The sequence below is a fragment of the Leucobacter sp. cx-328 genome (assembly GCF_014530035.1).
Lineage (GTDB): Bacteria > Actinomycetota > Actinomycetes > Actinomycetales > Microbacteriaceae > Leucobacter.
On sequence record NZ_JACVMX010000001.1, the window covers coordinates 357185 to 372437 of the forward strand.

The 15253-nt window shown below is 62.0% G+C and carries 13 protein-coding genes; 5 read left to right on the forward strand and 8 right to left on the reverse strand.

Annotated features, from left to right (window positions below; all coding sequences use genetic code 11):
* Window positions 1-144: 144 nt before the first annotated feature.
* Genes ICL81_RS01455 through ICL81_RS01470 form a run of 4 tightly spaced genes read right to left on the reverse strand, consistent with a single transcriptional unit; the run spans window position 145 to window position 5056 of the window.
* On the reverse strand, window positions 145-1587 hold the full coding sequence (locus ICL81_RS01455) for an ABC transporter ATP-binding protein (protein WP_188033204.1): 1443 nt from the start codon (window positions 1585-1587) through the stop codon (window positions 145-147).
* Complete coding sequence (locus ICL81_RS01460; RefSeq protein ID WP_188033205.1) at window positions 1584-2432, reverse strand: ABC transporter permease; 849 nt, start codon at window positions 2430-2432, stop codon at window positions 1584-1586. The genes ICL81_RS01455 and ICL81_RS01460 overlap by 4 nt, the downstream gene beginning before the upstream one ends.
* Complete coding sequence (locus ICL81_RS01465) at window positions 2429-3400, reverse strand: ABC transporter permease (RefSeq protein WP_251381607.1); 972 nt, start codon at window positions 3398-3400, stop codon at window positions 2429-2431. The genes ICL81_RS01460 and ICL81_RS01465 overlap by 4 nt, the downstream gene beginning before the upstream one ends.
* Window positions 3401-5056: an ABC transporter substrate-binding protein gene (locus tag ICL81_RS01470; protein ID WP_188033206.1), complete on the reverse strand. Its 1656-nt coding sequence runs from the start codon at window positions 5054-5056 to the stop codon at window positions 3401-3403.
* 113 nt (window positions 5057-5169) lie between these two features.
* Between ICL81_RS01470 and ICL81_RS01475 the strand changes: the two genes are divergently transcribed.
* The 3 genes from ICL81_RS01475 (at window position 5170) to ICL81_RS01485 (ending at window position 9119) form a co-directional block, all read left to right on the forward strand.
* Entirely contained in the window at window positions 5170-5745 is a 576-nt protein-coding gene (locus ICL81_RS01475) for a TetR/AcrR family transcriptional regulator (RefSeq protein WP_188033207.1), read from the forward strand.
* Between the two features lie 60 nt (window positions 5746-5805).
* The gene (locus ICL81_RS01480; RefSeq protein ID WP_188033208.1) at window positions 5806-6591 is read left to right on the forward strand and encodes an aspartate dehydrogenase domain-containing protein; all 786 of its coding nucleotides are present in this window, start codon (window positions 5806-5808) and stop codon (window positions 6589-6591) included.
* A gap of 128 nt (window positions 6592-6719) precedes the next feature.
* Window positions 6720-9119 (forward strand): hypothetical protein, encoded by a 2400-nt coding sequence (locus ICL81_RS01485; protein ID WP_188033209.1) that lies wholly within the window; start codon window positions 6720-6722, stop codon window positions 9117-9119.
* 85 nt (window positions 9120-9204) lie between these two features.
* Here the strand turns inward: ICL81_RS01485 and ICL81_RS01490 are convergent, their stop codons facing one another.
* The 4 genes from ICL81_RS01490 to ICL81_RS01505 all read right to left on the reverse strand — a co-directional run bounded on the left by ICL81_RS01490 (window position 9205) and on the right by ICL81_RS01505 (window position 13680).
* On the reverse strand, window positions 9205-10440 hold the full coding sequence (locus ICL81_RS01490; protein ID WP_188033210.1) for a DUF4192 family protein: 1236 nt from the start codon (window positions 10438-10440) through the stop codon (window positions 9205-9207).
* Between the two features lie 118 nt (window positions 10441-10558).
* Entirely contained in the window at window positions 10559-11032 is a 474-nt protein-coding gene (gene sufU, locus ICL81_RS01495; RefSeq protein WP_188033211.1) for a Fe-S cluster assembly sulfur transfer protein SufU, read from the reverse strand.
* Window positions 11029-12345 carry an aminotransferase class V-fold PLP-dependent enzyme gene (locus ICL81_RS01500; protein ID WP_188033212.1) on the reverse strand — a complete coding sequence of 439 codons (1317 nt, stop codon included), beginning with the start codon at window positions 12343-12345 and terminating at the stop codon, window positions 11029-11031. Before ICL81_RS01500 ends, sufU begins: the two co-directional genes overlap by 4 nt.
* Before the next feature lie 63 nt (window positions 12346-12408).
* Entirely contained in the window at window positions 12409-13680 is a 1272-nt protein-coding gene (locus ICL81_RS01505) for an MFS transporter (protein ID WP_188033213.1), read from the reverse strand.
* 33 nt (window positions 13681-13713) lie between these two features.
* Here ICL81_RS01505 and rsmI point away from each other — a divergent pair, with 33 nt between their 5' ends.
* Together rsmI and ICL81_RS01515 are read left to right on the forward strand one after the other, a co-directional pair.
* The gene (gene rsmI, locus ICL81_RS01510) at window positions 13714-14562 is read left to right on the forward strand and encodes a 16S rRNA (cytidine(1402)-2'-O)-methyltransferase (protein ID WP_188033214.1); all 849 of its coding nucleotides are present in this window, start codon (window positions 13714-13716) and stop codon (window positions 14560-14562) included.
* Window positions 14563-14646: 84 nt separating this feature from the next.
* Window positions 14647-15162 (forward strand): hypothetical protein, encoded by a 516-nt coding sequence (locus ICL81_RS01515; RefSeq protein WP_215394725.1) that lies wholly within the window; start codon window positions 14647-14649, stop codon window positions 15160-15162.
* Window positions 15163-15253: the final 91 nt, after the last annotated feature.

Here is a 15253-nt window from a genome sequence, read left to right on the forward strand (position 1 = left end):
TGAGGCACCCCACAGGTGCGTCATATGCTGCATCATCGGCCCTGAAAGGGCGCTGCCGATGGGCGTGTAGGAAGCCTAGTTTCTTCGAAATGCGCGTGGCCGAATTGCGTCAATCCGGCGCTCGAAACCAATCACGTCGCGGGACTAGCGCTCGGAAACCACCCCACCACTCACCCGCACTTCGCGATCGCACAGTGCCTGCACAGCCTCGCGGTCGTGCGAGATAAACACAATCCCGTGGTCGTTGCGCAGCCCCGCGAGCAGCGCGAGCACGCTCGCCCGATGGTGCGGATCAAGCGCCGAAACCGGCTCATCACACACCAGCACGTCCGGCGAAGCCGCCAGCGCCCGAGCAATCGCCACTCGCTGACGCTCACCGCCAGACAACGTATTGGGGGAGCGCTTGAGCAACCCAGGCGTCAAACCAACGCGAGCCAGCAGAGACACCACTGTGTCAGTCGAACCGGGTCGCAGGGAGGTCCGGATGATCCGCGCAACACTCCAGCGCGGGTCGAACGTCGCACGTGGGTCCTGCGGAATTAATCGCACCCGCACCTGCCCGCCTGGTGTCGAGACGGTGCCGCTGTCGATCTTTTCCGCGCCAGCAATGATCCGCCCGAGCGTGGTTTTGCCGGCGCCAGAGGGGCCGGTGAGTCCGATGATCTCACCGCGGTGAATGTTGAGTGACGCGTCATGCAGGCCAATCGGCCGACCGTCGCGCTTTCCAAACTCACGAGTCACCCGATCGAGCGACATGAGCGGCACGGAACCGGCCTCACCGCGCGCACCCTCGCCTGAACCGCCTCGTAGCTCAGGCATTCGCAACCTCGTCATCAGCTTTGCCGCGGGCCGGGACCGCGCATCGGCCAAGACTCGGGCGGTTGGCCCGCTGTCGACGATCCGCCCCCGTGCGAGCACGGCGACGCGGTCAGCGATGCGAGCGACCGCGGCAAGGTCGTGGCTCACGATGATGAGCGCGGTTCCAGCGTCGCGCAGCCGTGCGAACTCGTCGAGCACCTCGACCGCGGTGTCACTGTCGAGCGAGGCAGTGGGCTCGTCAGCAATGAGTAGCGGCGGCTTGCCAATCATTGCCGAAGCGATGAGCGCCCGCTGTCGCATGCCGCCCGAGAGCTGCGGTGATCGCAGTCCAAGCAGCGCCTCGGGCTCGGGGAGCCCCGCGCGGGAAAGCGCATCGATGATGGCGGATCGGCGATCCGCACCACGTGGCCCGCCGTGAATGGCGAGCGTCTCGCCGACCTCATGCTCGATGGTGCGCAACGGATCGAGCGACTGGAGCGCGTCCTGGAGTACGAGGCCAACCTCGCGGCCGCGGATACTGCGCCAGGTGCGCTCTGAAGCGGCTGACACATCTTGTCCGCCAATGCGGAACGCCTGCGAAGTCTGTCGCCATGCCCCGTGCCGCGGAGTGAAGCCGAGCAGGGTGCGGGTAAGGAGTGACTTGCCCGCACCAGATTCGCCGATGATTGCGAGACATTCGCCAGGGGAGACCGCGAGTGACACGTCATCCACCAGCGGTACGCCGTGCAAACGGACAGAGAGGTTTTCGATGTGGAGGGCGTGGGTCATGACGGGTTCCGTTCGGCAAGGCGACGGCCGAGTACGGTCAGCGTCGTAGCGGTGAGCACGATCGCGAGGCCGGGGAAGACTGTCATCCACCAGGCCGAGCCGAGGTAGACACGGCCGGCGTCGAGCATCGCACCCCACTCTGGCGCTGGCGGCGCTGCGCCGAGGCCAAGGAAGCCGAGCGCCGAAACCCACACGATGGCCTGGCCGACACCGAGCGTCGCCGCCGAGGCGAGCGGCCAGAGCGAGTTTGGTGCAATGTGGCGGACGAAGACCGTGAGCCGCGGGACCTCATCGAGGAGTGCCCATTCCACGTAACCGCTCGCGGCGATCTCTCGCACGCGAGCCCGAAGCATGCGCGCGTATCCGGGAATGGTGGCGATGCCGATGGCGAGGATCGCGGGCGCGGATCCGCCCCCAAACACCGCAATAAACAACAGCGCGAGCACGAGCGTTGGCATGGCGAACATGACCTCGAACAGTCGGGAGAGCACGAGATCGAGCCAGGCTGGGCTCAGCGCAGCAGCGAAGCCAAGTGCGGCCCCGATGCCCACGCCGATTGCGGTTGCCGCGACACCGATACCCACGGAGTCGCGGGCGCCATGGACCACGCGGGTGAAGATGTCTCGTCCCGACTCGTCCGTGCCAAACCAGTGTTCGAAGGATGGCGGTTGCAAGCCGGCGGCAGGGTTGATGCTAAGCGGGTCACCTGGCGCAACAATGCTCGGCCAAGCCAAGACGAAAGCAACGACGCCGAGAACGGCAAGCGCAATCCACTCGACCACAGAGAACCTGGCCTGCGGAGCCACAGCAAGTAGACGCGTCGACTGGGATTCAGCCTGGCTCATGCGATCACCTCCCGTGGACGAACGATCCACTCGGCCACATCAGCGAGGATCATCACCGCAACGTAGAACAACGCGATCACCACGACCGCGCCAACGACGACGGGCACATCCCGCACGGTTGCGGCCTCCTGCAGTAAGCGTCCAAGGCCTGGTCGCGCGAACAGTACTTCAACGACGACCGCACCGCTGAGCAGTGAGCCGTATGCCCAGCCCGATAATGCAATTGCTGGCAACGCAGCGTGCCGCAACGTGTGTGAGAAAAGTACCCGCGTCTCGGAAGCGCCGCGCGCTCGCGCAGTGGTGGCAAATGGTGAGTTCGTTGCTTCGGTGAGCGGGCCGTAGAGCACGTGCGCGAGATATCCCGCGACCGGAACGGCGAGCGTCACCGTTGGCAACACGAGCCCGCCAGGTCCGGTACCCGTTGCTGGTAGCACTTTCCAGGTCATGGCGAACGCCAAGATGAGGAGTGCCCCGAGGAAGAACTGTGGGGTGACGCTCGCAATCGTTTCGATCGCGGTGAGCACGGCGCGGATCGCCCCACCAAACCGACCCCGCGCGTTCACCGCAATGACGACGCTGACAAGCGCCAAGGCCCAGGCCAACACAAAGCTCAGTGAAGCCAGGACGAGCGTGGGTGGAACGTGTGCGGTGAGGAGATCAGCGACTGGCTGCTTGCGGGCATACGAGTCGCCAAAATCGAGGGTCGCGATCCGCCACAACTGCAGGAAGTACTGCACGAAGATCGAACGGTCGAGACCGTATTCGGCTCGCGCCTGTGCGGTGGCCTCGGCTGATGCTTGCGAGCCGGGCCCACCCATGATCGCCTCGAGGGGGTCGCCCGCCGCGCGGAGCGCGAAGAACACGATGGTCGCGGTTGCCCAAACGACGAGCACAGCCGAGAGCAGACGGCGAATCACCGCGCGAACAACACGGTGTTCGCGCGGTGAAGCTGCCAGCTGACTAGTCAATTACTGAGTGAACTCCGTGTTGATGAACGTCGGCGTACTGATGGTGCCGAGCGTGGTGACTCCCTCGACCCCGTTGGTGAGGAAGTGGTTCTGCTGATCATAGAGCGGCAGAACGGCGAATGACTCGAGCACGCGCTGCTGTGCATCTGCATAGATTGCTGCGCGCTCGGCTTCGTCCTGAGTTGCTGCGGCCCGTTCGAGGAGCGCGTCGACTTCTGGGTCTGTGATTTCTGCGAGGTTTGAGAAGTAGCCGGAGGGTGCCGGGACAGTGTTGCTTGAGTGGAAGATCGTGCGCAGCACGTCAGGTCCGACCTTCGTGTACGGTGCGCTCACGGCCTCGTACTCGTGCGCGGCAAGCTTGCCGTACCAGGTCGACAGATCGACCGGCTCGAGCACAACGTTGAAGCCGACCGCTCCTGCGTTCGCCTGGATCTGTTCGAACAGCGACTGTTCTGCCGCGGTCGACTGGTTCGTGCTGACCGGGAATCGGACGGTGAGTTCCTTGCCATCCTTGGCGCGGATCCCTGCTGCTCCGGCGGGCTTCCAGCCTGCATCGTCGAGCAGCTTGGCAGCCTTGGTCGCATCGGTCTTGAAGAGCTCGGGCAGTGAAAGGCCTGCGGGTTCAACACTCGACAGTGCCGAGTATGAGCGGGTGGCCGTGCCCTGGAAGAGGGATTCGATGCCGGGTGACGGATCCGCCGCCAAGACGAACGCCTCACGGACTCGAATGTCATCGAACGGCGCCTGCGCCGAGTTGAGCTCGATGCGGTTCGATGCGCCGGGGCGAGGCGCATCGATGTGACCGAAGTCTGCGGCCTTCGCAGCGACGATGTCTGCTGGGAGCGGGTTGTCAATGACCTGCACTTCGCCAGACGTAAGGGCAGCGTAGCGGGTCGCGGCATCGGGGATGAAGCGCCAAACGATCTTCTCGAGCTTGGCAGCGCCGTCGTGGGTTGCCTCGGGGATGGTCGAGACATAGTCGTCATTGCGCACGAGCGTGATGCTCTCCTGCGGTTCCCAGCTTGAGACCTTGAACGGACCAGTGCCTACTGGCTCAGCGCAGTTCACGTCTTTACCGCGCTCCATGCCCGCGGGCGACTGCATTGCGGTCCACTGCTGGCTGAGCGACTCGAGCAGTGCCGAGTCTGGGGACGAAAGCGTGAAGCGAACGTGAGTGGCATCGACGGCCTCAGCCTTCACAATCTTCTGTACCGCGAGGTAGCCGGTTGAGGAGCCGGTGTCTGGGTCTTGCAGGTGTGCAATGTTCGCGATGACGGCTTTTGCGTCGAACGGGGTGCCGTCGGTGAAGGTGATGCCACTCTGCAGCGTGAAGTCCCAAACGAGGCCGTCTTCGCTCGTGGTCCAGCTCTTCGCGAGCCACGGGGTGATCTTGCCATCAGCGGTGCGGCCAGTGAGCGGCTCGAGGTACTGCGTCGAGATGAGCGCCTGCGGGTAGTTGCCGCCAACGTGGGGGTCAAGGCAGGTCGGCTCCGCGTCGCCGGTCGCGTAGGTCAGGGTTGAAGTGCTGGTCGCGGTTGACGTACCGCCTGCGCAACCTGTGAGCAGTAGCGCGGGGATCGCAATCAGGGCAGCGGCGCTGGTGCGGACCGCATTGCCCGGACGGCGTGACGCAGAATGGAGAACATTGTGAAGCATTTGGTGGGCACGCTTTTCATATTGTTGGACTGAGTGCAATTAAGTAGCTTACGGGATCCGTGAGAGAACACAAATTGGTGCGGAAATCTGATTGCTCGCTAAGCTCAAGCACTATGAGTGCACCAGTTTCTCGAGGCCGCCCGCAGGCTTCCACCCGTGAGGTTCTCGCAGAGGCGGCGTGTGAACTGTTTCTTGAACGTGGGTACGATGCCACCTCGGTTACTGATCTCGCGAAGCGTGTGGGGGTAAGCCGCTCAAGCTTTTTCAACTACTTTGATGGCAAAGATGCGATTCTCTGGTTTGCACTCGACGAGCGCATCACGCACCTGCTTGATGCCCTTGCTGATGATGCTGGCACGCTTGATGATGCACTTGGAATGTTCGGTACTGGCGCAGCCCCCGAGAGTCTGCTCATTGCGATCGTGAATGCTGACGCAATGGGGGTTGGGAATGAGCTTGCGCAGGGACGCGCGGTGCGGCAAATGCGCATCGCCGATGCGCTCGTAAGCAAGCTCAGGCGTACGGGAGTCGAAGGTCGAAAGGCTGAAATTATTGGTGCCGGAATTGCCGGCGCCCTGCTAGCTGCTGTCTGGGAATGGGCGAAAAGTGGATCCGCGCGCCGTGGGCTTGATGAAGTACTGGCCGAGTCTTTGAAGATCGTGCGCGAGATATTCGCTGGAGCAATCTGATTTCTTCTCTACAGCGTACGGATTTCCGGCTAGCCTGAATGGAAACCTCAGGAGGAACCAATGAGTCTTCGCGTAGCCGTATTTGGACATGGCGCAATCGGTGGCCGCATCGCTTCCGAACTCGCCGCTGGTAACGTTCCCGGCGTTGAACTGGCTGGAGTCATCGTGCGACGTTCGGGCTCAGGCGGTGGGCACCTCGAGATCACGCTTGACGATGCGCTCGCCGCGGGTGATCTGATCGTAGAAAGCGCAGGAATCCCCGCGGTGGAGGAGTATGGTGAGCGCATCATCGCCGCTGGAGGCGACCTTCTCCTCGTGTCTCTTGGCGCGCTCGCGGACCCAGCGCTCCGGACGGCGCTCTACGCGGGTCCAGGCGAGCTGTATCTCAGTACCGGTGCGATTGGTGGACTCGATTTGCTTGTCGCTGCGAGCCGTGATGGCGGTGTGAGTGAGGCAAGCATCACCTCTACGAAGAAATCATCAACCCTTGCTCAGCCTTGGATGAGCAATATGGAGCGCACACGTCTCGCAACTGCGACCGAACCATTCACGCTTTTCGAGGGCAGTGTTGCAGAGGCAGTGCAGCTCTTTCCGACCTCGCTCAACGTTGCGTGTGCACTCGCCACTGCCGTTGACATGTGGGACACAGTATCGGTGAGATTGGTTGCGGATCCGCAGGCCAAACTCACCCGGCACTCGATTGCAGCGCGTGGCTCAGCGGGCTCCTACTCTTTCGATATCGTCAATGAGCCGTCGCCCGCAACGCCGACGACGAGCGGTGTGGTTGCGGAGGCGATGCTTGCTGGAATCCGGCGGCTTGCTGGCCAGAACGGCACATTCATTTAGGGAAAGCGTTCGATTTCTTGTGAAAAACCTGTGTGTTGCGCGACACTTCGTCTTGGTATTTGTAGAGCCTGGCGTTTAAGCTTTTCTCACAGGGGGGCATTCATTTCACTCGAAAGATGGTGAACGCCTTGAAGAACACATCAGGTCGGTTTGGGAAGAAACCGACCAATTCCGCTCTGCGCGCGACCGCAACGACACTTGCTGTCACGCTGTCATGCAGCGCATTCGGGCTTATGGCCGCAGCAACACCCGCACAAGCGTCCGTCTATGGCGAACGACTTGTCACAACCATTGGTTCTTGGGGTGCTACGCCCGGTTTTGGCCCCGAAAACTCCAATGGACAAGTGCGTGCCGGACGCGACCAGCCCAACGCATTGTTTGAAATTCCGGCAATTGATAAGACGGGTCCCATCACGTACAGCGATGCCCACCGTTCTCGCACGTACTGTCTCGCAGCGGATCAGACTGCTGTGGGCGTCGAACTCACTTGGGCTGAAGTTGGCACTCGCAAGTGTGAGAATGTGAAAACCGTCCGCCGCGGCAAGCTCAATCAGTTTGGTTTCGTTGGCGCGGTCGGCTCGAACTGGGGTAAGAAGCTCGGGGTGCTGCCGGGCAGCGATGGAATCGGTTGGACCGGCAACCAGCAGTACTTCAATATTGAGGCTGTATCTGACCCGAAGACTGTGACTATTCAGGGCCCGGTCTCCACGAGTCTGTCGCAGAAGCCGGAGATCTTTGGCCGCGGGACGATACGCGCAACGATTCAAGTGTGGAACTCGACGACTGGTGTGCTGCTTGGCACGACGACAGTGCGCGATGACGGCTATTGGTTCCTTGATGCTGGGACGGTGTTCCAATCAGGACAGACCGTCGAAATTACGGCGAAGCAGGTTGCTCGATACAGCGTCAAAGCCTCTGAAGCTCACGCCACCTTTACCGTGTCGCAGCCCGTGACGATTCGGCTACGTTCTATTAGCACCCAGAAACAGCAAGCGGTGGTCTTTGGCACGGCGACACCGAATGCAAAGGTGCATGTGCGCGCAGACTCGACGGGCGAGGAAGCCTTTATTCTGGCGGACGCCCAAGGAAAATGGCGGGACCACACCTTTACTGGCCTGCCAAGCGGCAAGACCACCTTTACGGTTGTGCAGTACATCGATACGGTGAGGCCGGTACAGGGCGGATCGGCATCGATTGGGTTCAGCATTGAGGTGCCTGCTGTCGCAGAAAAGCCGGTGACGCCTGTTGTGCCAGAGAAGCCGGTTGAGCCGGTGACGCCTGTTGAGCCAGAAAAGCCGGTCGATCCTGTCGATCCGGTCGTCCCAGACTCGTCCGTTGTTGAAACGTTTGATCACGATCCAGGCGATATCACCACGGAGACAAGCGAGGAAGACGAATCCAGCGTCGAAGCAGTGACTGACGATGCGGTAGAACAGTTGCCGCTCGGCCCCTCCGCCAAAGCTGTGGAGGAAGCTCGCCTTGAAGAGGCGCGTCTCGCGGCGCTCGCCGAGCTTGAGGAAAAGCGCCTGGCCGCCGCACGGGAGGCCGAAGCGAAGCTTGCCGCTGAGCGGCGCGAACTTGAACAGAAGCAGCGCGAGCTTGAGAAGCTACAGCGAGAACTTGCCGAAAAGAAGCCCGAGACCGAGCTTGATCAACCGGCCGAAAGCGAGACGAAGCAAGACGTTGAGATCGGGTCTCATGCTGCCATTCAACCGGAGCCAGATGCCTCGCCAGAGACTGAGGACTCAAAGGCTGCCACTGGCGTGACTGCTGATGTTTCTGCCGAGGCAGATCGCCTTGAAGAGGCGAAACGAGTGCTTGAAGCCGAAAAGCGTGCCCTTGAAGAGCGCGCGGCTGCTGAAGCAGCCCAGCAAGAGGAGGGTGAGCAACCGCACGATATTGCACAAGCCGTCGCAGAAATCGATGTTGTGGCAGAAGCGGAGCTTGTCGCTGAAACGCTGCCAGCCGCTGAGAACGCTGAGGCCGCTGAGCCTGTGCCTGCTGAGCCTGTGCCCGCGCAGGTCCCAGCGAACGACGTGGCCGAAGCAGTACCCGGAGTAGACAAGCCAGTGTATTCGCCTGACAATACAACATTGCCGGCAGTAGGTCGCGTAGAGCTAACAGCCCCCTTGGAGCAGGCCGGTGGACGAGTCACGATAAACGTTCAACCGGCAAGGGCTCAGAATGTCGCTCCCGCGCCCCAGCCAGTCACCACGCTTGTGCGAGCTCAGGCTGAAGCAGCGCCGGTTGCCGCGGTACATACACGCGAATCGGCACGATCGGTGGCTTTGCCGATAGCAGCCTCGGCCCCGACCGCTCCGAAACCCGCGGCGGTTCCGATGAAATCTGTTGTCGCAGACAAAAGCGCCGCAATCGCGAGTGTTCGAGAGTCTGAAAGCGTGAACATGGGCGGTATTTACGTGCTCGGCTTCGGAGTGCTTGCAGCGGCTGGTGCGGCCGCATGCTCGCGCGAGGTGCTACGTCGACGCAATACTGCCGTGAACCAGGATGATGTCTCAGCCGCATAGCGTCGATTCGCGTGAAAGGTGGAAGGTGGGCAGGCGCAATCCTGCCCACCTTTCATCTTGAGCTATCGATTCTGAGCAGTTGAGCTCAAGCCACCCGACAGTCGCTCGCCTCAGCCTCAACTGAGGCATACGACTCGCGGCCAAACAGCGGTACGTCTACGAGCTCTTGCACCATTTGACTGACCTTGTGCTCCGGCTCGATTCGAAGCGCCTCAGAAATGTGCTGAAGTGCAATTGACTGCAACCCCGACGTCCACCAAATCCAGCTACTGAGTGCGAGCACCCGCGGCCGATCAGCTTCGGCGATTGAGGGGAGTACTTCAGTCATGCGTTTTCGCAGGTTCACGAAGATGTGTGGGTGCTCACACTCAGGTGAGAAGCTCGCCAGTATGGCGAACACGGTCCATCGATGGTTATCAACATCGTGTGGTTCATCTTGGCTGCCCAGTGGTACAAAGTCGAATGAGGTGTGGCCCCCGCCACGTACGATCTCCTCAGGGGATTCTGGCCGGGTGAGTAGCGCGAGCGCGAGTGCAAACCATAGGTCGGAGTCAGCTGAGAGCCGCAGCAAACGAGCGATCATGCGCGGCGGCATTGGGGTATCAAACTGCAGAAGCGCTCTGGTGACAGCGCATACTTCGCGCATGCGGCGATGAGCCTCGGGCACTGACCCGTGCTGTGAGCCAGCGGCCGGTAGCTCCTTGAGCTCGCGCCTGACTGAGGCAACCAACGCGACCTTTGACTCATTCGGTGCTGGAATGTCGCCCATATCTGTGAGGCTTGGCGGCGAAGAATCGCATGACGCGCGTTGCGAACTACCTGGCCCGCCAGTGCCAGTGTTGTGCGCCGACCCACGCAAATCGTCGCGCACTTCAATGGCTGAAAGTGGTCGACCACTGAGCGGGAGCTTCGGGTCGTCATACGCGCCCCAGCCATCGGCAGCAACGACGCACAGGTCACGCAGTACTACTCCGTCTCGCATGAGGCAACGCTGCAGGCGGTTCGCGAAACCGCGGTGCGGAGCACCCCCGCTGCCAGCGAAGGTCGCCGTAGTTGAAACGACGAGAACCGGTTCAGACGTTGCGTCAAAGCGGCTGCTGAGCTCGCGAATCATGTCGCTCACCCCTTCAACATATGATCGCTCAATGGCGCCGCCGAATGACTCTGGGAGATCAAGCCGTGCTGATCGCTTTGCGCGCTTCCCGGAGAAAAAGACAATGAACAAGCAGTTTGTTGCGGTGAACCCTGTGAGCTGGGGGAGTACTCGAAGGAAATCTGCGGTGCTACTGCACCTGATGGTTTCTGAACTGTTGGATGTCATGCACTGATCATTGCGAGCTCGATGAGGTGGCGATCAGTTGTGCACAGCGCGAAGGCGAGAAACGACAAAATCGGCGCCCACAGAAGCCTGTGAGCGCCGATAGTCGGAAAAGCGAAACCTATGCGGCTTGCTGCGCCTCAACCTTGGTGAGGTCAGCTTCGAGCGCAACCCAACCAAGCATCGCGCACTTCACACGCATGACGAACTTTGAGACGCCCTGCAGTGCAACGGCGTCGCCGAGCAGGTCTTCATCGGGCTCACCTTCGCCGCGCGCCTGGATCATCTCGCGGAATGCAGCAATGCGGGTGCGCGCCTCGTCCATGGTGAGCTTCTCGTCGCGCACGAGCTGCGCGAGAATCGAGACCGAAGCCATTGAGATTGAGCAGCCCTGGCCTTCCCAGGAGAGCTGCGAGATGTGGCCAGTCTCGGGATCGACCGCGATTGCGAGGTCGAGTTCGTCGCCACAGCTCGGGTTGAACTCGTGGTGCGACGCCGTAAGCGCCCCCTCAGCCGGCGTTAGCTCGCCCTTACCGATGGGTCGCTTCGAATGATCGAGAATGACCTCTTGGTACAGTCCGTCGAGCGAATTCACGCGGACACCTCCACTCCAAAGTACCGCTGAGCGCCGCGGAGCGCGTCAAGGAAACGATCGACCTCGTCCTTGGTAGTTGTCATGTGCACGCTCGCACGCGTCGATGACGCAATGCCGAACGCGCGGTGCAGAGGCTGTGCGCAGTGGTGGCCGACGCGCACAACAACGCCCTCCTGATCGAGGAACTGGCCTACGTCGTGAGCGTGCAAGTTCTCGACGGAAACTGCTGCGAGCGAGGTGCGCTGCGCAGTCGAGTTCGATGCTGGGCCGAGTAGGCTCACGCCGGGGATCTCTTCGATGCCTGCGACGAGGTGTTCGACGAGCAGATCCTCGGTCGCGGCGATTCGCTCCATGTCAGCAGCAACCAGGTAGTCGACAGCCGCACCGAGCGCCACGATCTGAGAGACAGGCTGCGTGCCGGGCTCGAAGCGGAGGGGCGGAGGCATGAACTCGGCACGCTCCATGGTGACGCGGGTGATGGCGGATCCGCCAGTGCGCGACGGGGGAAGCGCTGCGAGCATCTCTGGGCGACCGTACAAAACGCCAATGCCGTTCGGGCCGAGCATCTTGTGGCCGGAGAACGCCGCGAAGTCGACGCCGAGCTCTTCGAAGTTGACGGGGATGTGGGGGACCGCCTGGCAGGAGTCGAGCACGGTGACCGCACCAACCGCGCGTGCGAGCTCGACGAGCTCTGCGACGGGCACAATATAACCGGTGACGTTCGAGACGTGGCCGAATGCGAAGACGCGAGTGCGCTCGTTCAGGGCCTCGCGGGCGTCATCGACTGTCCAAGTGCCGTCGGGGCGAACCGGGATGTACTTGAGCGTTGCACCCGTCTTTGCCGCAAGTCGCTGCCACGGGATGAGGTTTGCGTGGTGCTCTGCCTCAGTCACGAGGATCTCGTCACCCGCGCCCAGCGCGAAGCGCTCGCTGCCCTCGGTGAGCGCGCCGAGCGCGGTGCTCGCCTCACCCATGCCCAAGGCCACGGTATTGAGTGCGCCAGTCGCATTGCCGGTCCACACGATCTGCTCGGGAGTAGCCGCACCAACGAACGCGGCAACCTTCGCACGTGCGCCCTCGAACGCCTCGGTCGCGGCACCAACGGCACCGCTCGTGCCGCGGTGAACCGCAGCATTGAGTTTCTCGAGGAAGTAGCGCTCGGTATCAAGAACCTGCGTCGGACGATGCGACGTCGCTACGGAATCGAGGTACGCAGCGCCGCCCTCGCGGTCCTGCGTAACAAAGTACGGGAAGTCAGCACGGAAGCCGGCGACCTCTGCTGGCGAAAAAGGCTCTCTGGACATGTTCTCCATTCTTCCATTGAACCCAACCACGGGGAAACAGTTTCTATTCCCTCCGTCACGGTTGGTAAAAACCTAGTCGTTGGTACCCGCACGGGAAGGGGCAGGCGTCAGGAACCAGTTCACCGCGCCGAGGATTAGGCCGAACACCCCTGCGAAGAGCGGCAGCATGAGCGAGAGACGCACCTCACCAGTGGCCTGCAGCTCACTCTCTGAGATTGTGCCGGTGAACGCGGCAGCGAGCGACTGGCCGAGGATGATGCCCGAACCGAGCATTGTCATAACGGTTGCCGAGCGACCGTGCGGACTGCGGGCGGTGCCAAAGGTGTAGAGCGTCACGAGCAATGGGCCGACACCGATACCCATGATGGTGAGTGCGAGGATGATCCGCGGCATACCTGCGTCGTGCGCGGTAGCGAGAATGACCCCGCCCACGGTGACAAAGACCGAGAATACGAGCCAGCGCATACGGAGCGTGAAGCGGGGTGAGAAGAGCGAGACCGCGAGGGCGAGAACGGCGGATCCGACGCCCATCGCGCCATATACGAGACCCGCGGCTTCAGGGTCGCTGTGCTCCTGCATATACGCGGTGAGCGAGGTAAGGGTGGTACCAAAGACCAAGCCAACACTGGCGATGCCAAGCACAATCACGATGAGACGTGGGCGGAACAGCTCGCTGACGGGTGCAGCCGGCTCTTTCTCGGAGCTTGTGGTCGGTGCGAGCTTGGCAGATGGGTGCAGCGCGAATGCCGTGACGCAGAGCAGTGTGAGTACTGCAGCGGCAATGATCGGCGCACCAGCGTTGAAGGTCGTTGCGAGCAGGCCAACGATGACGGGCCCGAACACGAACACGACCTCATCTGCCGCTGACTCGTACGCGAGTGTGCTCGACGTGACTTTGCCCTGGCGGTCAACCGGGAGGAACCGGCGGATGATCGCAACCAGGCGCGCACGCGACATCGGGGAAGTTTGAGGGCTTGTCGCGCCAACGGCGAAAGCCGCAGCGAAGACAGCAAGATTTGGCAGCTCGCTGTATGCCACCCACACCAGCGAGACGAGGGCAGCGCTGTGGAGAACAGCAGTAATGAGGAGTACCGGGCGCTGGCCGTAGCGATCCGCTGCCGCACCAATGAGTGGCCCGATCGCGGCAGAACCGATGCCGACCATTGCGGAGCCGAGACCACCAAGCTGCATCGATCCGCGCGCGGAAACGACGATCGTCAGCACACCGATCACCATCATGGCGAACGGCAGACGTGCAATGAGCGCGAGCGGGAAGTATGTGAAGCCGGTCTGAGCGATCAGGCCGGGACCCTGAGACGACGAGGAAGCGTTGGTGTTGGGCATAGCCTGCCCAGACTAACAGCGTACGATGGGAGCATGATCGTCCTTGCTGCGACCCCTATTGGAAACCTCGGGGACGCCTCCCTCCGTTTGCGCGAGACCCTGTCGAACGCGCGGGTGATCGCTGCTGAAGATACTCGGAAGACGATTCATCTCATGCGCCTGCTCGAGATCGAGAACCGACCCGAGCTCATCGCGCTGCACGACCACAATGAGCATGAGCGCGCTGCGTCGCTTGTGGAGCGTGCCCGCACCGAGGAAATCGTCCTCGTAAGTGATGCCGGTATGCCGACTGTCTCGGATCCCGGATTCCGCGTCGTCCAGCTCGCCGCTGAACAGGGCGTCGATGTCACCGTGATCCCCGGACCTTCGGCTGTCGTCTCCGCGCTCGCAATCGCGGGCCTGCCGACCGACCGCTTCGCCTTCGAGGGCTTCCTGCCCCGCAAGGCCGGCGAGCGCGAGCGCATGATCGCCGAGCTCGCTGGCGAACGTCGCACTCTCGTCTTCTTTGAATCACCGAACCGCATCGCGAAGTCGCTCGCTGACCTTGCGACCGGTTTTGGCGCGGATCGTCCAGCAGCGGTCTGCCGCGAACTCACGAAGATGCACGAAGAGGTTCGCCGTGGTGGCCTCGCAGAGCTCGCCACCTGGGCAGAAGACGGCGTGCGCGGCGAGATCGTGCTCGTTGTCGGTGGCGCCCCCGAGACGATCATCGACGAAGCTTCGGCGCTCGACGCCGTGCTCGCACGCGCAGATGCCGGTATGCGGTTGAAAGACGCAACCCGCGAGGTCGCTGCTGAGACCGGCCGCTCCGCCAGAGAGCTCTACGAAGCAGCGCTCGCAGCGAAGCCCGCTGGCAGCAAGCCAGGTAAAGCACGTAAGTAGTGTGCGGGGCGCGGATTTCACATCGAGCCTGGGCCCGTCTACAAGGAAACCGCAAGACCAATAGCCGCAGGAGGCACGAAACACATGGGACGCAATTCACGGCAGCAGACACCCAAGGCACCCGCTGTTCCGGTTGGGCTGATCCGCACGGAACTGTGGCGCTTCGCTATTCCCATTCTGTGGCTCGGCATGGTGCTCGCGATCTCATTCCTCGAAGCGCCGCTGAAATTCCAGGCGGACGGCATCACGATTCCGCTCGGGCTTGGTATCGGCCGCTTGGTCTTCGCAGCTCTCAATACCGCTGAGGGCATCCTGCTGCTCGCGTACACCGTGCTCGCGTTCTGGCCAGCGGCCTACCGCGCCGTCGGCGTACGCGTCTGGGTCTGGCTCGCGCTCGCCGCCGTGTTCGTGTTCAAGGTATCGGTCGTTCGTCCGCCGCTCAACGCCCGCACCGATCAGGTCATCGCAGGTGCCGCGCCAGGCGAGTCGCCCTGGCACTACATCTATATCGGCGCTGACATTGTGACCGTGCTGCTCTTGCTGCTGCTCACCGCGCTGTCAGGAAAAGCGCTCATGCAGCGCGTGACCCGGGCCGCATAGAGGTTTCTTAAGTTTCCCAGCCACTTCGCCACTCAACTACGAGAGAATAGCGAAGGCGCCCAATTCTCTACGAGTAAGGACACTCAATACT